We start from the raw sequence: 20,375 nt of genomic DNA on the forward strand, positions 1-20,375 counted from the left end.
GCTTACGGCCTTCTGAACCCCGTCGGCCCGCCATAGAGATAACCTATCCGGGCGATGGCATCCTTCAGCCCTTCGCGCGAGACCAGCATGGTGTGGCCATTGGCATGGATCATGGTCTCCGCGTCGGTCATGACAGCGACATGGCCTTTCCAGAAGACGAGGTCACCACGGCGCAACCCGGCATAGTCCGGGCCAGGCTCGACTGGCTCGCCAAGTGTCGCCGCCTGCATGTCGGAATCGCGCAGCACGTCCCTGCCGGCCATGCGCATCGCCAATTGCACCAGGCCCGAACAGTCAATGCCGAAGCCGGATGCGCCGCCCCAGAGATAGGGCGTGCCGAGAAACATCTCGGCCACGGAAACATAGTCGGCAGCGACCTCGTCGACAGGCCGCAAGTGACCCGCGATGACTGCCTCGCCGGAGGACAGGACGGCATAGTGCGTGCCACGCGTCTCGGCGGCGCCCGTCACCGTCACCGTCGATCCCATCGACAATTGCCCCGCGATCGGAAAGCGCAGATCCGGACCGGGGTAGAGAAAAGTGCGGGGGACCGAGACGATATGGGTGGGTGCCTGGTCGCGGCCGGCCAGCATAGTGTCGGCGACATAGCCGACATAGCCGTCGCGTTCAGCCTGCACCCAGGCCCAGCCCTCGGCGACCTCGAAAACGAGGACATCATCGCCGAACAGGAGCTGCGTGTTGACGCCGGCATCGGGCCGTGGCGCCTTGCGGACGTCGGCCACCGGAGCGGTGATCCGCACTGGCTGGCCGCTGACAAAGCGGTCGGCGGTAACCTCTCCTTTCAATCTCACATCGGCAAGATCGGTACGAAAGGCGTGAAGGCGGGCGTCGTGGGCGGTCAAATCGGCAATCCGGTCAAATGCTGGTGGTCAGATGGGCAGTTCATGCGCCCTGGCGATGATACCATCGCCGAAGCGCTCGACAAAGAGTGCGCCCTCGACCGTGCGTTTGATCAGCACGTTGCGCTTGTCGAGCTCGTCGCGATGGCGCGACACCAGTTTCAGCGCGCCCATCGTGTCGAGCGCGCGGGTGATGACCGGCTTGGTGACGTTGAGACGGGCAGCGAGCCCGCGCACCGTGTGCGGCGGCGGATCGAGATAGATGGTGAACAGGATCGCCGTCTGGCGCATGGTCAGATCGGGCGCGTCGTCGCGCACCTGCGACAGCATCACTTGCTGCCACAGTCGCAAGGCCTGGCTCGGGCGCATCGCAATCGACATCGCACCAGCATGACGGCAAATTGTTTCGGTTCCGTTTCAGTTTCGGCGATTTGCCGGCTCCATTGGCGAGTCTCAGCCAAAACGTCTCGAAATCACCTGCTCCAAAGCCCTGATACCCTGGGCTTCGCCACCGGCGGGGCCATACGGGCGATCGGCTGGATTCCAGGCGAAGATGTCGAAATGCGCCCAACCCGCCGTCTTCTCGACAAAGCGCTTGAGGAACAGCGCCGCCGTGATCGAACCGGCGAAACCGTCCGTGGTGACGTTGTTGATGTCGGCGATCTTCGACGACAGTTTCGCATCGTAGGGCCGCCACAGCGGCATGCGCCACAGCGGATCCTCGACCGCCAGCGATGCCGCCGCCAAGTCCGAGGCCAGCGCCTCGTCAGCGGTGTAGAAGGGCGGCAGGTCGGGGCCAAGCGCGACACGGGCGGCTCCGGTCAGCGTCGCCATGTCGACCAGCAGCTGCGGCTCCTCGTCGTCGGCCAGCGCAAGGGCATCACCCAGCACCAGCCTCCCTTCAGCATCGGTGTTGCCGATCTCGACGGTGATGCCCTTGCGGCTCGCCAGCACGTCACCGGGCCTGAAGGCGTTGCCGGCGATCGAATTCTCGACCGCGGGGATCAGCACCCGCAGCCGCACGTTCAGTCCGGCAGCCATGATCATCGAGGCCAGGCCAAGCACATTGGCCGCACCGCCCATGTCCTTCTTCATCAGCAGCATGCTGGATGAAGGCTTGATGTCGAGACCGCCGGTGTCGAAGCAGACGCCCTTGCCGACCAGCGTAACCTTCGGCGCGCCCTCGGATCCCCATTTCATGTCAATCAGGCGCGGCGCGCCTGATGAGGCGCGGCCGACGGCGTGGATCATCGGGAAATTCTGCGCGAGTAGATCGTCGCCCTTGACCACCGATACTTCGGCCTTGTGCGCCGCAGCCAAGGTCCGCACCGCCTTCTCCAGATCGTCCGGCCCCATATCGCTGGTCGGCGTGTTGACCAAGTCCCGTGCCAAGAAGACGCCGTCTGCTATGCGACGAACGCGCGCCGCATCAACGCCGATCGGCAACTCGAAGCGCAGCGCCTTGCCCGGCTTCTTGCCGTAACGTGTGAAGACATAGCCGCCGAGCGCCAATCCGATTGCTGCGAGTTCCGGCTCGGCAGGCGCCGAGGCAAAATGCCAGTCGCCTTCCGGCAGGGTTTTTGACAATGCGCCGAGAGCGAGCGCATCCGCACTGTCGCCAATACCGAACAGCGCGCCAGCGAGTGCTCCATTTTCGTCGGGCACGGCCAGCATCCTGCCTGCCTCGCCAGAAAAGCCGTTGGCCCTGGCCCAGGTGAGCGTTGATGGCGCGAGGCGCGAGGCCTCCAGACCGTCACGGGCCACCAGATGGACCGGCAGCGCGCCTTGCAATTTCTTCTCGACGAGTTCGACAGGCATTCGATGTTCTCCTGCCGACCCCTGCGAGTCGGCGCTTCTTAACCCTCCGTTAGGGTTAACAGAATATTTCTGCGGGAGGGAAGATGGCCACGCAATGGCCGCACGCATGAATGGAGGCCCAGGTAGCGATGCCGACCAACCGCACAATGAATGCCAGGGGAAAACGGCTGGTCACCACGGCCCTCATGCTGGCGCTCGCCGCGGGCGTCGCCGGATGCGGAACCAGCAGGATGACCACCGGCTCGATCGGCCGCAGCGACGGCAAGCCGCTGGACACCATGTCGGCGGGAGAAGTGCACAATGCCACGGCGGCACTTGGCCAGTCCTACGCTCGCAACCCGACCGACAAGCGCATTGCGACAAACTTTGCGGCGGCGCTGCAGATGGACGGCGACGCCGACCAATCGCTTGCCGTAATGCGCAAGCTGGCCATCATCTATCCCAAGGATCGCGATGTGCTTGCCGCATACGGCAAGGCGCAGGCTGCCAACGGCCAGTTCGAGGCAGCGCTCGACTCCGTACGCCGCGCGCAGACGCCGGAATATCCTGACTGGAAGCTGGTGTCGGCGGAAGCCGCTATCCTCGACCAGCTCGGCCAGAAGGACGAGGCGCGCCAGGATTACCGCAAGGCCCTCGAACTCAAGCCGAACGAACCTTCGGTGCTCTCTAATCTTGGCATGTCCTATGTGCTGGAAGGAGACCTGCGCACCGCCGAGACCTATATGCGTTCGGCCGCACAGCAGCCCGGCGCCGACAGCCGTGTGCGCCAGAACCTGGCATTGGTCGTCGGCCTGCAGGGCCGCTTCGATGAAGCCGAGAAGATCGCCTCGCAGGAACTCTCGCCCGAACAGGCACAGGCCAACGTCGCCTATCTCAGGCAGATGCTGGCCCAGCAGAATGCCTGGAGCCAGCTCAAGGCTCAGGACAAGCCGAAGTCGGCAACCAACTGACACAACGATTTCGCTGATAGAACTCGAAAGCCGCGCTGCATGCAGCGCGGCTTTCGCATTTGCACAAGGATTTGCCGTGCCGTTACTGGGTAGCTGCCGCTGCCGCCCCAGAATGATCACCGAAGATGCCGCGCTGACTGACCTGGATGCCGGCAGGGCCCAGGATGATGGCGAAAAGCACCGGCAGGAAGAACAGGATCATCGGCACTGTGAGCTTGGGCGGCAAGGCGGCGGCCTTCTTCTCGGCGGCGTTCATGCGCATGTCGCGGCTTTCAGCGGCAAGCACGCGCAACGCATGCGCCACCGGTGTGCCGTAGCGCTCGGCCTGGACGAGCGCCTGCGACACCGACTTGACTGATTCCAGGCCGGTACGGTTGGCCAGGTTTTCGTAGGCCTGTTTGCGCTCCTGCAAATAGGAAAGCTCTGCGTTGGTCAGGATGAATTCTTCCGCCAGCGGCACCGACTGGGCGCCGATCTCGTCGGCGACCTTGCGCAGTGCCGCCTCCACCGACATGCCGGATTCGACGCAGATCAGCATCAGGTCGAGTGCATCCGGCCACGCCATCTGGATCGACTTCTTGCGCTTGGTGGCGCGGTTGTTGACATAGAGGACCGGGGCGTAGAAGCCGCCATAGGCAACAAGCACGCAGACGAACAGCCGGATGACCAATGGTTTGTCCGGCAATCCTCCGAGCAGGAATATGTAGATCAGGCCCAGCGCGAAGCCGACAAAAGGCAGCACGAGGCGGAAGAAGAGAAAACGCGTCAGCGGGTTCTGTCCCCGAAAGCCGGCGACCTTGAGCTTCTGCAAGGTGCTCTCGTCGGCCAGGGCGCGCCGCAGGTCGAGCCGGTCGACGATGTTGCGCATGCCGACCGACTGCTGCTCGCGCAGGCCTTTGCGCCGGCGGTCGGACTCGCTGGCAAGCCGTGCGCGTTGCTGGGCGCGAAGCGCATCGCGCTCCAGCGCGACCGACTTCATGCGTGACTTGAGCTGGTTGCCACCAAACGCCGGCAGCAGTGTAAAGACGGTGGCGAATACGGCGATGGCGACCAGCAGCGCAATCAGGAGGCTGGGGTCTGTCAGTGACTTGATGACTTGTTCGCTCATGCCGCGGCCCTAGACTTCGAAATTCATCATCTTGCGCATTACGAAGATGCCGATCGACATCCAGACAGCGGCAACGCCAAGGATCAGATTGCCGACGCTGGTGTTGAACAGCGGCATCAGGTAGAGCGGGCTCGAAAGATAGACCAGGAAGGCGACGATGAAGGGCAGCGCTCCGATGATGGCGGCGGATGCCTTCGCCTCCATCGACAGCGCCTGGACCTTGGCTTTCATCTTCTTGCGATCACGAAGCACGCGCGAAAGGTTGCCCAGCGCCTCGGACAGGTTGCCGCCGGCCTGCGACTGGATCTGGATGACGATGCCGAAGAAACTCGCCTCGGTGCATGGCATGGTTTCGGGCATCCGCAAGGTCGCATCGGGGATCGACAGGCCCATCTGCTGCGAATCGACGATGCGACGAAACTCCCCCTTGACCGGCTCGGGGGATTCGTTGGCGATCAGGCGTACGGCGTCGTTCAACGGCAGGCCGGACTTGACCGCGCGCACGATGATGTCGAGCGCGTTTGGAAATTCATTGAGAAACGCCTTGACGCGCCGCTTGCGGCGAAATGAAACGAACCAGCGCGGCAGACCGAGCGCACCCGCCAGCAGCACGCCGGGCACGACAAGCAGCGGCGCCCCGGCCACGAACGCGAGCACCGCCAGAGCGAGCCCGCATATGGCTGAATAAATGTAGAAACGTTCGACGGTAACCTTCATTCCAGCCTGCCGTAGCTGGGCTTTCAGCGGCGGCTTCTTGACGGCGCTGTTCTTGGTCTTCTGCTTTGCATCGAGCTCGTTTAGCGAATCCTGGACCGATTTTCGGCGCTTGGCCGCGTCCGCCGCGCGGTCGCGCGTGGCCGTGACAATGGACCGGTCCGTCTCCGCGGCCTTGATTGTTTCAAGCCGCTTGCCGGCCTGTTTCTCATTGCTGATCTGGTTGAACAGGAACGCATAGGCGACCGCGCCGGCACTGAAGCCGGCGAGCACGACAAACGCCAATACGGTGCCGTCAATTCCAAACATCAACCAGAACCTTCACGCCTGCAAATGCGTCAGTCAGCGCGTTTCTCCATCGCCTCAAGTGCTTTGGCGAGGCGCTGCTCCTCGCCATAGTAACGGGCGCGTTCCCAGAAATGCGGACGACCAATGCCGGTCGATACATGCTCTCCCAGCAGCCTACCGTTGGCGTCCTCACCCTTGATGTTGTAGAGGACGATGTCCTGCGTGATGATGACGTCGCCTTCCATTCCGATCACCTCGGTGATGTGGGTGATGCGGCGCGATCCGTCACGCAGACGCGCCGCCTGGATGATCACGTCGATCGATCCGACGACGATTTCGCGCACGGTTTTCTGCGGCAGCGAATAGCCGCCCATGGCGATCATGGATTCGATACGGTTCAGGCATTCGCGCGGGCTGTTCGAGTGGATCGTTCCCATCGAGCCGTCATGGCCGGTGTTCATCGCCTGCAGGAGATCGAACACTTCGGGTCCACGCACTTCGCCGACGATGATGCGTTCGGGCCGCATGCGCAGGCAGTTCTTGACCAGGTCGCGCATCGTCACCTCGCCTTCGCCTTCGAGGTTGGGCGGGCGGGTTTCGAGGCGCACGACGTGCGGCTGCTGCAGCTGCAGTTCGGCCGAGTCCTCGCAGGTGATGACGCGCTCCTCACGATCGATGTAGTTGGTCAGGCAGTTGAGCAGTGTCGTCTTGCCGGAGCCGGTACCGCCCGAGATGACGATGTTGCAACGGACACGGCTGATGATCTTGAGAACTTCGGCACCCTGCGGCGAGATGGCGCCGAACTTGACCAGCTGATCGAGCGTCAGCTTGTCCTTCTTGAACTTGCGGATGGTGAGCGTGGCGCCGTCGATGGAAAGCGGCGGCGCGATGACGTTGACGCGGGAGCCGTCGGGAAGACGCGCGTCGCAGATCGGGCTCGATTCGTCGACGCGCCGGCCGACCTGGCTGACGATGCGCTGGCAGATGTTGAGGAGCTGCTGGTTATCACGGAAGCGGATGCCGGTCTGCTCGACCTTGCCGTTGACTTCGATGTAGACGTTCTTCGAGCCGTTGACCATGATGTCGGCGATGTCGTCGCGGGCGAGCAAAGGCTCGAGCGGCCCATAGCCCAGCACGTCGTTGCAGATGTCTTCGAGCAGTTCCTCCTGCTCGGCAATCGACATCGCGAAATTCTTGATCGCGATGATGTCGTTGACGATGTCGCGGATTTCCTCGCGTGCGCTTTCGGGCTCAAGCTTGGAGAGCTGCGACAGATCGATCGTATCGATGAGTGCGGAGAAGACCTGGCTCTTGGTGTCATAGTAGGTCTCGCTCTTTTCGCGGCCTCGCTTCGGGTCCTGCGCGATGGGCGGCGCCTCGACGGCGCGCCGAGCCGGTGGTGCGACAGGCGTGCTCGGCTGCGGAGCTGCCACAGGCCGGGCAAGAACCGCCGTATCCGCCGAACCCGCGGGCGGCGGCGCGGCCGGCGTCGGTGCTGGCTGGCGGAATTCCGGCGTGAACCGGTTGCCGTCGTCGTTGCCTCTTTTACCGAACATGATCGACTACCGACCCCACTGCGTCACTTCTTGTTGCGCGAAAGCTTGCCGAGCAGACTGCCCAGGCCAGCCTTCTTTTTCGACCTGATCTCGCTGCGGCCGGTCAGCACATGAGCAATCTCGTTGATCATGGCCACAACCGGGTTCTTGGCATCCATCTCGCCGAGCATACGCCCGTTGTTGGCGGCATTGCCGAACAACAGCGGATCGAAGCCGATGACCGACATCGGCGTCAGGCCGAGCGGCTCGGCGAAGTCAGACGATGAAATTTCCGGCCGCTTGGGGACACCGGCCTGGTTGATGATCAGCTTCGGCGGCGGGTCGTTGGGGCGAAGCCGCTTCAGCATGTCGACCAGGTTCTTGGTGTTGCGCAGATTGGCCAGTTCCGGCGTCGCCGTGATGACGATCTCGTCGGCCTTGACCAGCGTGTTCTTGGCCCACCCCGTCCAGACATGGGGAACGTCCAGCACCAGCAGCGGCACGCTGCGCTGCGCGACATCGACAAGCTGCGCAAAGGCGTCCGGATCGAAGTCGTAGACGCGTTCCAGTGTCGATGGCGCCGCCAGCAGCGACAGGTGCTCGGCGCACTGGGTCAGCAGCCGGTCGAGATAGACTTCGTCGACCCGTTCGGGCGAAAACACCGCTTCGGCGATGCCCTGTGCCGGATCCTGGTCGAAATTGATGTTGGCCGTGCCGAAGGCCAGGTCGAGGTCGGCAACGACCACCTCGGATTTGAACAGGGAGGACATCGCCCAGGCCACATTGTGCGCGATGGTGGAGGAGCCGACGCCGCCCTTGGCACCAACGAAGGCGATCGAGCGGCCGAGCGGCTCCGCTTCCGGATCGACGAAAATCGACGATATGACACTGACAATGTCGGCCATCGACACCGGCGCGATGACATATTCGGAGATGCCGGAGCGGATGAGTTCGCGATAGAGACCGACATCATTGTAGTGGCCGATCACCACCACTTTCGAGGATGGGTCACAGTATTCCGAGAGCTGGGCGAGCTGCTCGAGCAGTTGCTTGGGCTCGCTGCGTGACTCGAGCAGGATCAGGTTCGGCGTCGGTGCCGACTGATAGAACTCGATTGCCGTGGGAATGCCGCCCATATGGACCTTGAGATGCGCCTTGGTCATGCGGCGGTCCTCGCCGGCGCGCTCGACCGGATTGGCAACGCCTTCCGTCTCGCAGAATGCCTGGATCGAGATGCGCGGAACCGGCCGCAACGCCTGCATCGCGGCGATGTCGTGCGGGGAGGTATCACCGCCGTCCACGGTGGCGTCATAGGCAAGATTGCTCATCGTCATGCTCTTTCCGTGGCCTGTTCTCTGCGCGACTTCTCTTTCCCAAGGGGCGGCTTAGTAGGTCACTTCCGAATTGCCGAGGAATTCACCCGAAATACCCCTGCCGCGGTAAAGATCGATCACCGCGCCACGATTTTCCGCGTCGATGGTGGTTTGTTTGCGCGGACCAATCAGATCGGCCGGGTTGGCCATCTGGGCGGCAAGATTGTTCTGATAGGAGCAGCCGAAGTCGGCGTAGTGCTTGTTTTCCGACGTCTCGGTGAGGTCATCGGGCCAGCGTCCGCATTTGTCGGTCTGGGCTCTCACGGCGATATAGGAGACGCGAACCGGGGCGGATGTCTCGCTCGATCCAGCCTGATAGGAGACCACCACGATCCGGTTGCGCTTGACGCCGCTGGCGACTGCCAGCCTGGCGAAATCATGGCCAGCCGCCGTTGCGGCAACCTCATTGGCCGATCCGCTCGGAATCTGAATGGTCAATGTCGGAGCGGCACTCTTGTCATAGCCATCAAGGAAACCCAGAAGCGTGTCGCGCTGCGAGCCGGTCATACCGCGGTCGCCGGCGCCGACGGGAAGGTCGATCTTCTCGTTCTTCTCGGCAATGACGATCGGATGGGTGGTGCGATAATCGTCCGGAATGGCGCCGACGGTGATGCTGTCGCGCTGGGCGCAACCGGCCAGCAGAGCCGTCAACGCCACCGCCATGAGCGGGAGCGCCCGCAGGCCGGTCCGCGAATGGCTGGAGCGCATCGTGGTGGCGATGGTCCTTGTCTTCAACGCTGACTGAAACATGTCCGCTTCCCCATTCACTTGTAGATGAAGCCGACAACGCCGTGGTAGCGGCCGTTGGGCTTGTCGGTCTGCATGGTGCCGTAGACGCGATTGACCTTGCCCAGGAACATGCCGGCGCCGTCGCTCGGAGGATTGAAATTGTCGTCCGGCTTGGCGAGATCGTTGCGTGCCACCGGCTTCGTCAGATAGGGCGTGATGATGATGACGAGCTCACTTTCGTTGCGCACGAAATCCCTGCTGCGGAAGAGCGCACCAAGCACGGGGATCTTCGTCAGTCCCGGCAAGCCGTTGACGGCCTGCCTGACATCGTCGCGGACCAGGCCGGCGATCATCATGGAACCGCCCGAGGGCAGTTCGACCGTCGTATCGGCAAGACGCTTGCGCAACGAGAGGATGTTGGTCCCGGGGCTCGTCACGCCAGAGGAAAGCGACACCGACCCTTCGGTCGTCGGCTCGGAGACCGAGGTTCTGACCTTCAGGCTGATGCGGCCGGGAGACAGCACCACCGGCTGGAATTCCAGGCCGATGCCATACTCTATCTGTTGAACGGTATAGTTCTTCAGACCCGTCTGGTTGTCGGTGGATACGTTGGCGGTGACCCCGGTCACCATGTTGTACTCGCCACCCACCTTGAAGGTGGCCTTTTCGCCGGACACGGCGGTCAAGGTCGGTTCAGCCAGCGTCTTCATGACCCCGGACTGCTCCATGGCATTGATATAGGCCATCAGTGCCGAGTTACCGATGCTTAAGCCCGAATTCGACAGCTGCTTGCCCAAACCAGTGAAATTGTCGCTGAGCGCGCCGTAGCTGATGCCGTTGCTGCCGCCATTGCCGATCATGTTGACGCCGAGCTGCTTCATCACCGACCGGCTGACTTCAGCGACCGTCACTTTCAGCGTGACCTGATCGTCGCCGATGATCTGCAGCAGGTTGACGATCTTGCTGGTACGGCGCTCCTGGTCCGGATTGTTGATGTCGACACCGCTCTGGGCCGAGCCGCCGGCCGCGGTTTGCGAATATTGTCCGGTCGTCGCTTCACCGCCCGAGACGAAGATCGTCGCCAGGTCGACGGCCCGTTTCGCGTCCAGCGGCGTGTCGACGGTTCCCGTCAAGATGACGTTGTCGTTCAGCAGTTCGACCTTGACGGCCGCCGTCGGCAGGAAGCGCTTGATGTAGTCCTCCAGGCCGGCGACGTCGCGTTCGACGGCCAGATCCAGGCTGGCGATCTGTTCGCCGTTTGGACCGAAGACGAAGATGTTGGTCTCGCCGACCGCTTTGCCGAACAGATAGATACGCCTTGCGGTGCGGGTCACCGCATCGGCAACGGTCGGGTTGGCGACAAGAATATCGTAGGCATCGCTCGGCAGGTCGATGACCACCGATTTGTTGAGGTCAAGCTTGACGCGCTGGCTGGCTGTCGTCGCCGTCACCTGCGTATTCTTCGCCTCGACAACGCCCTGCACATTCGTTCCGACGATCAGAAGACTGAGTGCTGCGGCTACGATTGCCGGCAGTTTACCGCTTAACCTCATTTCCTTGCCCCTACTTCGGAGACTTCACCCGACTTGATCAGTCTCACTGTCCCCTTGCGGCCATTGCCGGAAACGAGATAGTCGGCTTCGCCCACATTCTTTTCCTGGGTGTCCGCGACCGCCCGCAGCGCCAGTGTCAGGCGATCCGCCATCTGCTGGGCGACGGTGATGATCTCCGCCTGTTTGGGCGTCAGTTCCAGCGTGGCGGTCTGGCCCACCCTGGTCTTCTTGCCCTCCTCGTCTTCCTGAATGGTCTGGTCGATCGCCAGGACGCGGATGTTCTTGAGGATGGTTTCGGTGTTGAAGCCGGTGCTGCCGCTGTTGGCATCCGCCCTGCGGGTCATGATGACGTCGACGTAATCGTTTGGAAGGATGAAGCCGCCGGCCGAGGTGTCGGCCGATATGGTCGTGGCGACCGCCCTCATCCCGGAAGGCAGGATGGAGGACATGAAGCTCTGCCCCTCGCCGATCAGCTTGGAACGCCGCACGGGCTCACCCGCATACATCGGCACACGGGCAATCGACCCCTTCAGTTTCTCCAGGGCGTCGGGAGCCGTGGCTTTGGTGATGAAATTCGGGTTGAGGCCGTCAGCCGGCCACGCTTGCCAGGCGATGTTGTTCTCGAGTGCATTGCCCATCATGACATCGCCCGAGAGCACGAGCACGTCCTGCAGGGCCACCGCGGGGGCCTGGGGGCCGGAATCGACGACGATCTGGGGCGGTGGCGTGGCGACCATGTTCTTCGCGACATAGCCAGCACCACCCGCCGCGGCCACCGCCACGCTCAGAATGATCAATCGGGATGCTGGCATCTGTCCGAACCCTCGCCCTTGGCAAACCACGTAGCCAGGCCGGACTGTGCAGCGGCAATCGTCAAAACAAGGTTAATGCAATGCTTACGATCGTGATTAATTTAAGGTTTACATAAATTAGCTGTATCATGCCGCGACCCAGCAACGCCGCCAGCTTTCCCCTCTTCAAGGCGTATCCGGCAGAAGAGAACCAGAAAAATAAATTGGATCGAGCTCAGTTCGCCAGCCTTGCCAGCGCCCACACCATCAAAGGCGAATCCGGATAAGTCAGCAGCCCGCCCAGGCCGAGCGCGATCCCGTAGGGAACGCCGGTCTTCTCATCCGCGAAATGACGCAGGAACGGATTTTGGCCGGTAAAAGCAGCCAGCGGTGACTTCCGGTAAAGCAGGATGGCGATTGTCAGCAGGCCGCCGATCAATGTCGAGGCCACGAGATATTGGACGAGTTGGATATTGAGCCCCATCCACACGGCCGTGGCGGCCAGCAGCTTGGCGTCGCCCCCACCCATACCACCCATCGCAAACAGGCCGAACGTCACGGCCAGAACCAGGGCGCCGGCAGCGAAATGCCAACCGTAAGCTGCCCATTCCATACCCGTCAGCGGCGCGACCAGCGCGAAGACGACGACAAGCAATACCGACACGCGATTGGCAATCGTCATCGACAGCATGTCGGAGATCGCGGCAAACAGCATGCAGAACGGAAAGACGACAAAGATCAGGGCTTCAAGCATCGGCGCTCATGCCTATTGTCCGAATTTGATGGGGCTCAATCTAGCTTGGCTCGATTAACGATTGATGAGACCCGTGACGAAAAGGCGACTGGTTTTGCTGCGCCAAAAACAAGCAGCATAAAAACAGGGGCCACCATGTGGCGGCCCCTGCGCAGAACGCTATGTGCGATCAACAGTAAGCGGATCAACCGCCGCTGGAGTTCAGGGTGGTACCGATAGCCGTGAACTTGGCGTTGATTGCGTTGCCGAGTGCGCCGGCGCCGGTGATGATGGCGAGCGCGATGAGAGCGGCGATCAGACCATACTCGATAGCGGTCGCGCCGGATTCGTCCTTCACGAAACGTGCAAAAAGGTTAGACATTTGAGAGCTCCTACTCCACGTGTTACAGCACTTCCGTCAACTTCTGTGGTGGTTGATCGGATGGCTGCCAATCTAGGAAGAAGCTCTTTCGATCGGCTTAATAAACAGCCTTACCGATTCCTTTCCCGGCTCGAACATATTGCGTGGTTAACCCCATACTAAGCGCTGGCTAAAATACCGCTCCCCAAGCCAACGCCGCAAAAGACAAGGACTCACGGAAGTTTGCGGCCCCGCGCGAATCCCGCCATGCGAGCGGCCATGCTGGTCGCTGCATCCGGCGGCGGCAAGCCGGCTTAACCGTTGGTTCACCAATCTCGTTCATGTTCTGTTGAACAGTCCGCTTGCGTGGAGCGCCTTGATGGCCGTGCCGAGATCTTCAATCCTGATTGCCGTGCTTCTTGCCGCCACAAGCTTGATCACGCCCGCCAGGGCCGGCGCCGGCATCGAGGTCACCATGAACCAGGCCAAGATCGTGAAATTGTCGCGCCCCGCCGATACGATTGTCGTCGGCAATCCAGCAATCGCCGATGCCTCCGTCCAGGACGCCTCGACGATCGTGCTCACCGGCAAGGGTTTCGGCGTCACCAATCTCGTCGTCCTCGACCAGGAGGGCAGCCCGATTGTCGACGCGCAGGTCACCGTCGTGCGGCAGGCAGCTTCATCCGTCCGCATTTACCGGCGTGCCGAGGTGCAGACCATGTCCTGCACGCCCTATTGCGAAAGCTACTACAAGAGCGAGGCCGAAAAATCCTCCGAAACCGAGATGAGTGGCAGCAAATAGACGGCGCGCCGACTGTCGCAAGTTACCGGCTGGTTAAAACGCCCGCGCCGACTTTAACGATCATTCAAACCTGACTTCAATTGGTTTGCGCTAATACACCTGTCGGAACCGTCCAGGGGTGGCAGGAACAAGGTATGGGCAAGGAATTCGGCTCGACAGGTCAGCGCAAGGTGGAGCGCGTCAGGTCTTTCAGGCGTTTCGTTCGCGACCGGCGAGGCGCCACGGCGCTGGAGTTCGCGCTGCTGGCATTACCGTTCGCCCTCCTCGTCTTCGCCATCCTTGAAAGCTGCATCTCCTTTGCCGGACAGGAAGTGATGGCCAACATCACCGACGATGTCGCGCGCCAGTTACGCACAGGGCAGTTGAGGCCGGCCGATGTCGCCGGGACCAAATTGACGACCCTGATCTGCGGCAAACTGGAGATCATCGTCTCCACGGATTGCCCACAACAGCTGCTGGTGGACCTGCGCCAATATACGACTTTCGCCGACGCGGCCACGGCGAGCTTCCAGATCCAAAACGGCGATGTCGTGCTGATGCAAGGCGCGAACTCGCAGCCCTTCGCAAACACGCCTGGGCCCGCGGAATCGAAGAACATGCTGCGGGTCTTCTACAAATGGCCCGTCATGACCGATCTGATGGCGAAGTCGATGGCCAATCTGAGTGGCGGCAGGACGCTGCACTTTGCGTCCGTGACCTGGCAGAACGAGCCGTTCGACAATTGAATTCGGAAGCACAAACAAGAAAAAAGGCGATGGGCATGATGCGTGCGGGGGCACATCCGGGAATTGCGGGACTCTGGAGCAAGGCAGTCGGGTTCTGCTCCAATCGCCGTGGCGTGGCGGCGGTCGAATTCGCTCTGATCGTGCCGATCCTGCTGGTCATGTACTTCATGACAATGGAGGCTTCGCAGGCCATCGAGACCAGCAAGAAGGTCAGCCGCATCGGCAGCATGGTCGCCGATCTCATCACGCAGCAGTCGACCATCGTCAAGGCGGATCTCGATGCCATCATGCAAATCGGCACTACGACCATCCAGCCCTACAACCGCTCGACGCCAAACATCACCATCACCGCGATACAGGTCACCACCGATAACCCGGTCAAGGTTCTGGTGGTCTGGTCGCGCAAGGTGGCAGGCGGCGTCAACAGCGCCGGTGCCGCCGCGGGTACCGCGACAACGGTTCCAGCAACGCTCATGGTCGCCGGTACCTTCCTCATCCGTGTCGATAGCAATCTCGCCTATGCGCCAATTATCAACTGGCAGTCGGACACCAAGCAAAAGCTCGGATTGACCCCGTCGCTGACCACCACGATCTCGATGGGCGAGACCTACTATCTGCGCCCGCGCAGAAGCCTGACGATCCCCTGCGGCGATTGCTGAAGATTCTTTATTATTGCTGCCCATTATTGGCCGACACCAGGCGCACGATGGCTTCAGCCGTCGCATAATCCTTCGGGGCCACGGTGGCGAAGCCGCCGGAATGTTTCGATTCCAGGAGATCGTAGACATCCGGCGTCGTCGATTTGAGGTTGGTGAGGAACACGGTCAGCCGACGCTTGGCTTCAGGGTCGAGATCGCTGCGTACGGCATGGGGACCGTATCTCAGCAAAGGCGACGTCCAAACGACCTGGAAAGCCGACGGCGAAAGGCCGGCCAATTCGAGCCTTGCCTGCGTGCCATCAGACAACAATGACTGGCCGTCGACTGTGGCCGTCACCCAACCGAACAAAGCGTCGGCCTGACCGTCGAAGAGCATTTTTTCCGCCGCCGACGCTGAATCGGCATGGACCAGAAACGGTGAGTCATCCGCGATCGTGACATGCTCGGCGGCCAGCCCCGCCAGCGGCAAAAGCGACCCACCGACGCTGTCCGGCGGCGGCATCGCGATCCGGTGCGTCGCCATCGCCGCCAGATCCGGCAGTTTACCATCCCTGGTCAACAGGACGGAACGGATGCCGGCCGCACCGTTGGAATCGACCGGAGCCACCAGCGGCTCGACGCATCCGCAACGCTTCAGCGCCGTGGCGTAGGCGGTCGCCGAATAGATGGCATATTCGATGCGGCCATTGGCCTGCCCCTCGATCAGTGCCGCATAATCGCGCGCAACGACAAATTCCACCTTCATGCCAAGCGCATTGGTAAAGGCCTCCGTCAACACCGCCAGCCCCGGAACGGTGTTGCCAGCGCCAGGCTCGGCGACAACGCCAATGCGAAAAGTGCCGATATCATCGCGCCAGTCGGCTCGTGCGGGACCGGACCAGAGCGCTCCATGCGCGACTATGAGGGCGCCGCACGCCTTCAGCACAGCTTTCATGACAAGACCGCCGTCTGTTTTCCTCGATCCATGTCTCATGCCCGGCGTGTCGCGACACTTTTTGTGTTCGTTCATGTCCTTACCCAAAACCGCTGTGCACTTTTGGGCGACATGCACGGGACTATCGCGCCAAGCCATTGCCGTTTGGTTTCCGAATTGCCAATGCCGCCGTGGAACCCTATGTCTGGTCGTCCACACTGGCAACAATGACCCGATGGCGCGTGCTTTCCTCTTTGTCCTGGATTCCTTTGGCATCGGCGGCGCGACCGACGCCGAACGCTATGGCGATGCCGGCGCAAACACGCTGGCGCACATTGCCGAGGCTTGCGCGGAAGGGCGCGCGGATCGCGAAGGGGTTCGTCAGGGACCGCTGTTTGTCCCCCAAATGGCATCACTCGGGCTCGGCAAGGCAGCCGAGACGGCGACAGGATTGGGTTTCGCCCATTTCGGGACGGATTTGCTCGCCAATGCCTTCCATGGCGCGGCGCAGGAAGTTTCGAGCGGCAAGGATACACCTTCCGGCCACTGGGAGATCGCAGGGCTGCCGGTGCGCTTCGACTGGGGTTATTTCCCGGATACGGTTCCCGCCTTCCCGGCTGAGCTGACCGCGGCGATGATCCGCGAAGGCGAGGTGCCGGGCATTCTCGGCAACTGCCATGCGCCGGGCACCGAGATCATCGAACGGTTCGGCGAGGAACACATCCGCACCGGCAAACCGATCTGCTATACCTCCGTCGACTCGGTCCTGCAGATCGCGGCGCATGAAGTCCATTTCGGATTGGAGCGGCTTTATGAATTCTGCCAGGTGGTGCGGCGGCTGGTCGATCCCCTGAGGATCGGGCGGGTGATCGCACGGCCGTTCGTCGGCGAAACCGCCGGCACCTTCCAGCGGACCTACAACCGTCATGACTATGCCGTGCCGCCGCCGGAGCCGACCCTGCTTGACAGGCTGACGGCGCGCGGAAGCCGCGTCATCGCCGTCGGCAAGATCGGCGACATCTTCGCCCATCGCGGGATTTCGGAGGTGCGCAAGGCCGCCGGCAACATGGCCATGTTCGACAAGGCGCTTGGTGCGATGGATGATGCCGGTGACGGCGATCTCGTCTTTGCCAATTTCGTCGATTTCGACACCGAATTCGGCCATCGCCGCGATGTCGCCGGCTATGCCGCCGCGCTCGAGGCCTTCGACCGGCGACTGCCGGAGGCATTCGCAAGGCTGCGGCAGGGCGACCTTCTCATCCTGACGGCCGATCACGGCAATGATCCGACCTGGCGCGGGACCGATCATACGCGCGAACGCATCCCGGTGATCGGCACCGGACCAGGCTTCAAAGGCGGCGACATCGGACTGAGAGCAACATTCGCCGATATCGGCGAGACGGTCGCTGAGCATCTCGGGCTGGCGCGTGGCCACCACGGCACTTCGTTCCATACGATGATTGGCGGCCATGCCTGAATTACCCGAGGTCGAAACGGTCCGGCGTGGCCTGCAGCCGGTCCTCGAAGGCGCCCGCCTGGCCAAGGTCGAGGCGCGACGGCCAGATCTCCGGTTTCCCTTTCCCGAGCGGTTTTCGGAACGGCTGACCGGCAGGACGATCACCGCGCTTGGCCGCCGGGCCAAATATCTGACCATCCATGTGCAGGATGGCCCGGTGCTGATCTGCCATCTCGGCATGTCAGGCTCTTTTCGCATCGAGACCGACGACGGCAGCGAGACACCGGGAGTGTTTCACCATGAACGCTCGAAAAGCACGGCGCATGACCATGTCGTGTTCCATGTCGTCTCCGCGGCCGGCGCCCGGTCCCGCGTCATCTTCAACGACCCGCGCCGCTTCGGCTTCATGCTGTTTGCGGAGGAGCCGCCGGAGACGCATCCGATGCTGGCCGGACTGGGCGTCGAGCCGACGGGCAATACGCTGGACGGTGTGCTGCTGGCCTCTTTGCTGAAGGGCCGCAGATCGCCGCTGAAGGCCGCACTTCTCGATCAGAGGCTGATCGCGGGTCTTGGCAATATCTATGTCTCGGAGGCGCTATGGCGCGCCCGCCTGTCGCCCTTGCGCGAGGCGGGCACCATCGCCAAGCCGGGCAAGAAGGCCAGGGAACAAAGCGAACGCCTCGCCGAGGCGATCCGCTCGGTCATTGCGGATGCCATCGCCGCCGGCGGGTCTTCGCTGCGCGACTACATGCACACCGACGGGTCGCTGGGCTATTTCCAGCATTCCTTCGCCGTCTACGACCGCGAAGGCGAACCTTGCCCGAGGCCCGGCTGCGGCGGCCACATCGAGCGCATCGTGCAGAGTGGACGCTCGACCTTCTATTGCCGGACGTGTCAGCTCTGAGTTAGATCGGCTTGAGCGAGGAGAAACAGCCATGGCCTATGAAACGATCATCACCGAGACGCGCGGCAAGGTCGGGCTTATCACGCTGAACAGGCCAAAGGCCCTGAATGCGTTGAATTCCCAGATCCTCGCCGAGCTGGTCGCGGCGGTGAACGGTTTCTGCGCCGACCGGGGCATCGGCGCCATGGTTATCACCGGTTCAGACAAGGCCTTTGCCGCCGGCGCCGACATCAAGGAGATGCAGGCGATCTCCTATGTGGACGCCTACAGCCAGGACTTCTTCGTCGGTTGGGAAGAGTTCACGCGGGCGCGCAAGCCGATCATTGCGGCAGTGGCCGGTTATGCGCTGGGAGGCGGCTGCGAACTGGCGATGATGTGCGATTTCATCATTGCCGCCGACACCGCCAGGTTCGGTCAGCCCGAAATCACGCTCGGCGTCATTCCCGGCATGGGCGGATCGCAACGCCTGACCCGGTTCGTCGGCAAGTCGAAAGCGATGGACATGTGCCTGACCGGACGGCTGATGGATGCAGCGGAAGCCGAGCGCTCGGGCCTGGTGTCGCGGGTCGTGCCTGCCGACGAACTTGTCGAGGAGGCCGTCAAGGCGGCGGCCAAGATCGCCGATTTCTCGCTGCCGTCGGTGATGATGGCGAAGGAAGCCGTCAACCGTTCTTATGAGACGACGCTTGCCGAGGGATTGCGGTTCGAACGCCGCCTGTTCCACTCGCTTTTCGCGCTCGAAGACCAGAAGGAAGGCATGGCCGCCTTCGCCGAAAAGCGGAAGCCGAATTTCACCAATCGGTAGAGCGTCACCGGCCCGCGATCGAAACGCTGTGGCGTCGGCCAAAAAGAACGCCAGGCAGCGTTGACGCGCCGGAAAAGCTGAACTATAAGCCGCACCAACCGAGGCGGCCCCGTGGCTGCCCGTTTGTTTTTTGCGCCCTGCGGCACGCCGCGTGCGCCGACCAGATCAGAAGAGAGGCATCATGGCCAACACATCCTCGGCCAAAAAGGCAACGCGCAAGATCGCCCGCCGTGCGGCGATCAACAAGAACCGCCGCTCGCGGGTCCGCTCCTATGTCCGTCAGGTTGAGGAGGCACTCGCCTCCGGCGACAAGACAGCGGCACAGGCTGCTTTCAAGGCTGCCGAGCCGGAATTGATGCGTGCCGCAACCAAGGGCATCCTCCACAAGAACACTGCATCTCGCAAAGTGTCGCGGCTGGCTCAGCGCCTCAAGGTGCTGTCCGCCTGATATAGCCTTCCAAACCGATCTTCTTCAAAGCCCGGCCGATTGAGCCGGGTTTTTTCGTTTGCCGGCAAGCACTTAAAAAGAATGTCCGGAAACGACGTTTGAAGCGCATTCCCGGCTTCGAAATGTTTTGCCGGCACATGCATGCCTGCTCATGGTTGACACGCCTGAAAAGTGATGGCGTTAAAATTCTTAACCATCACAAATAAGCTATATTTTTCAAACAGTTATCCATGGTCATCCACACCTTGTCCACAGAGCGCCAAGGGGACGGGAGAACAACTGCCTGTCAAGCGAATTATTTCAGAATATTTCGCGCCGGCCCGGCTTTTTCACATTCTGCGGAAAAGGGTTTGAATCACAATGGCTTTGTCAAAATATGCCGTTGCGGCATGCGGCTCGAACCAGCCCGAGATAACCAGATTCCTTAAAAATCAGTTAGGGGTGGCCTTGCCCTATCCACAGCGATTTCGGTAATGTTGGGTCATCAAGAGGGACGGGCCCGTGGCCCTTAACCAAGTCCGAATCGGCCAGCGTAAATTGGCGGGATTTGCAACGCGGATCAAGTCCGTGAACGGGATTGGTTTGTCTTTTTTGATGTGGGTAAGGGGACTGGCGTAACAAGACATGGCAGGTAGACGGCGCGCCGGCGCTCTTTCGCCGGACGGTGTCGTATTGCCCTGACATACCCAACGCGGACTGGCTTCCATGGGCCGGCACCGGTTCCCCTCGGATCGTGGCGACGTTCATCTGCCGGCGGCGGCAGCGGACATCGTAGCAAAGACTTAGGTCGCCGGAACACGGATGCAGGAGGCGCATCCCCGGCGGAAAACAGGTACAGAAGGAAGAGATC

At 61.8% G+C, this 20,375-nt stretch carries 21 protein-coding genes; 8 read left to right on the top strand and 13 right to left on the bottom strand.

What is annotated here, in order from left to right; all coding sequences use genetic code 11:
• Positions 1-2: 2 nt before the first annotated feature.
• The 3 genes from EB235_RS34460 to EB235_RS34470 form a co-directional block, all read right to left on the bottom strand.
• Complete coding sequence (locus EB235_RS34460; RefSeq protein ID WP_027033024.1) at positions 3-863, bottom strand: NlpC/P60 family protein; 861 nt, start codon at positions 861-863, stop codon at positions 3-5.
• A gap of 27 nt (positions 864-890) precedes the next feature.
• Positions 891-1,241 (bottom strand): MarR family winged helix-turn-helix transcriptional regulator, encoded by a 351-nt coding sequence (locus EB235_RS34465; protein ID WP_010913361.1) that lies wholly within the window; start codon positions 1,239-1,241, stop codon positions 891-893.
• Positions 1,242-1,313: 72 nt separating this feature from the next.
• Positions 1,314-2,678: a leucyl aminopeptidase family protein gene (locus EB235_RS34470; RefSeq protein WP_027033023.1), complete on the bottom strand. Its 1,365-nt coding sequence runs from the start codon at positions 2,676-2,678 to the stop codon at positions 1,314-1,316.
• A gap of 128 nt (positions 2,679-2,806) precedes the next feature.
• On the opposite strand from EB235_RS34470, the gene EB235_RS34475 reads away from it, so the two are divergent.
• Positions 2,807-3,628 carry a tetratricopeptide repeat protein gene (locus tag EB235_RS34475; protein ID WP_027033022.1) on the top strand — a complete coding sequence of 274 codons (822 nt, stop codon included), beginning with the start codon at positions 2,807-2,809 and terminating at the stop codon, positions 3,626-3,628.
• Positions 3,629-3,710: 82 nt separating this feature from the next.
• On the opposite strand, the gene EB235_RS34480 is transcribed toward EB235_RS34475, so the two are convergent.
• The 9 genes from EB235_RS34480 to EB235_RS34520 all read right to left on the bottom strand — a co-directional run bounded on the left by EB235_RS34480 (position 3,711) and on the right by EB235_RS34520 (position 12,834).
• Positions 3,711-4,736, bottom strand: a complete 1,026-nt coding sequence (locus EB235_RS34480) for a type II secretion system F family protein (protein ID WP_027033021.1) — start codon at positions 4,734-4,736, stop codon at positions 3,711-3,713.
• 9 nt (positions 4,737-4,745) lie between these two features.
• A complete protein-coding gene (locus EB235_RS34485) occupies positions 4,746-5,759 on the bottom strand; it encodes a type II secretion system F family protein (RefSeq protein ID WP_027033020.1) in 1,014 nt (337 codons plus the stop codon).
• 29 nt (positions 5,760-5,788) lie between these two features.
• Positions 5,789-7,294: a CpaF family protein gene (locus EB235_RS34490; protein ID WP_027033019.1), complete on the bottom strand. Its 1,506-nt coding sequence runs from the start codon at positions 7,292-7,294 to the stop codon at positions 5,789-5,791.
• 23 nt (positions 7,295-7,317) lie between these two features.
• Positions 7,318-8,601 (bottom strand): AAA family ATPase, encoded by a 1,284-nt coding sequence (locus EB235_RS34495; RefSeq protein WP_027033018.1) that lies wholly within the window; start codon positions 8,599-8,601, stop codon positions 7,318-7,320.
• Positions 8,602-8,658: 57 nt separating this feature from the next.
• Positions 8,659-9,396 (bottom strand): CpaD family pilus assembly protein, encoded by a 738-nt coding sequence (locus tag EB235_RS34500; protein ID WP_027033017.1) that lies wholly within the window; start codon positions 9,394-9,396, stop codon positions 8,659-8,661.
• A 14-nt stretch (positions 9,397-9,410) separates the two neighbouring features.
• On the bottom strand, positions 9,411-10,928 hold the full coding sequence (locus EB235_RS34505; RefSeq protein ID WP_027033016.1) for a type II and III secretion system protein family protein: 1,518 nt from the start codon (positions 10,926-10,928) through the stop codon (positions 9,411-9,413).
• Positions 10,925-11,740: a Flp pilus assembly protein CpaB gene (cpaB, locus tag EB235_RS34510; protein WP_027033015.1), complete on the bottom strand. Its 816-nt coding sequence runs from the start codon at positions 11,738-11,740 to the stop codon at positions 10,925-10,927. The genes EB235_RS34505 and cpaB overlap by 4 nt, the downstream gene beginning before the upstream one ends.
• 214 nt (positions 11,741-11,954) lie before the next feature.
• Complete coding sequence (locus EB235_RS34515) at positions 11,955-12,473, bottom strand: A24 family peptidase (protein WP_027033014.1); 519 nt, start codon at positions 12,471-12,473, stop codon at positions 11,955-11,957.
• Between the two features lie 184 nt (positions 12,474-12,657).
• Complete coding sequence (locus EB235_RS34520; protein ID WP_027033013.1) at positions 12,658-12,834, bottom strand: Flp family type IVb pilin; 177 nt, start codon at positions 12,832-12,834, stop codon at positions 12,658-12,660.
• A 358-nt stretch (positions 12,835-13,192) separates the two neighbouring features.
• Here EB235_RS34520 and EB235_RS34525 point away from each other — a divergent pair, with 358 nt between their 5' ends.
• The 3 genes from EB235_RS34525 (at position 13,193) to EB235_RS34535 (ending at position 14,999) form a co-directional block, all read left to right on the top strand.
• A complete protein-coding gene (locus tag EB235_RS34525; protein WP_027033012.1) occupies positions 13,193-13,615 on the top strand; it encodes a pilus assembly protein N-terminal domain-containing protein in 423 nt (140 codons plus the stop codon).
• Positions 13,616-13,749: 134 nt separating this feature from the next.
• The gene (locus tag EB235_RS34530; RefSeq protein ID WP_027033011.1) at positions 13,750-14,340 is read left to right on the top strand and encodes a TadE/TadG family type IV pilus assembly protein; all 591 of its coding nucleotides are present in this window, start codon (positions 13,750-13,752) and stop codon (positions 14,338-14,340) included.
• A gap of 35 nt (positions 14,341-14,375) precedes the next feature.
• The gene (locus EB235_RS34535) at positions 14,376-14,999 is read left to right on the top strand and encodes a TadE/TadG family type IV pilus assembly protein (RefSeq protein WP_027033010.1); all 624 of its coding nucleotides are present in this window, start codon (positions 14,376-14,378) and stop codon (positions 14,997-14,999) included.
• A 10-nt stretch (positions 15,000-15,009) separates the two neighbouring features.
• On the opposite strand, the gene EB235_RS34540 is transcribed toward EB235_RS34535, so the two are convergent.
• Positions 15,010-15,933, bottom strand: coding sequence for a phosphate/phosphite/phosphonate ABC transporter substrate-binding protein (locus EB235_RS34540; protein ID WP_027033009.1), 924 nt, complete (start codon positions 15,931-15,933; stop codon positions 15,010-15,012).
• A gap of 214 nt (positions 15,934-16,147) precedes the next feature.
• Here EB235_RS34540 and EB235_RS34545 point away from each other — a divergent pair, with 214 nt between their 5' ends.
• From EB235_RS34545 to rpsT, 4 genes are all read left to right on the top strand, one after another.
• Positions 16,148-17,389, top strand: coding sequence for a phosphopentomutase (locus EB235_RS34545; RefSeq protein WP_027033008.1), 1,242 nt, complete (start codon positions 16,148-16,150; stop codon positions 17,387-17,389).
• Entirely contained in the window at positions 17,382-18,272 is an 891-nt protein-coding gene (mutM, locus tag EB235_RS34550; RefSeq protein WP_027033007.1) for a bifunctional DNA-formamidopyrimidine glycosylase/DNA-(apurinic or apyrimidinic site) lyase, read from the top strand. The genes EB235_RS34545 and mutM overlap by 8 nt, the downstream gene beginning before the upstream one ends.
• 31 nt (positions 18,273-18,303) lie before the next feature.
• Positions 18,304-19,077 (top strand): enoyl-CoA hydratase, encoded by a 774-nt coding sequence (locus EB235_RS34555; RefSeq protein ID WP_027033006.1) that lies wholly within the window; start codon positions 18,304-18,306, stop codon positions 19,075-19,077.
• Between the two features lie 181 nt (positions 19,078-19,258).
• Complete coding sequence (gene rpsT, locus EB235_RS34560) at positions 19,259-19,525, top strand: 30S ribosomal protein S20 (protein ID WP_027033005.1); 267 nt, start codon at positions 19,259-19,261, stop codon at positions 19,523-19,525.
• Positions 19,526-20,375: the final 850 nt, after the last annotated feature.

This window comes from Mesorhizobium loti R88b, assembly GCF_013170845.1.
GTDB lineage: Bacteria > Pseudomonadota > Alphaproteobacteria > Rhizobiales > Rhizobiaceae > Mesorhizobium > Mesorhizobium loti_B.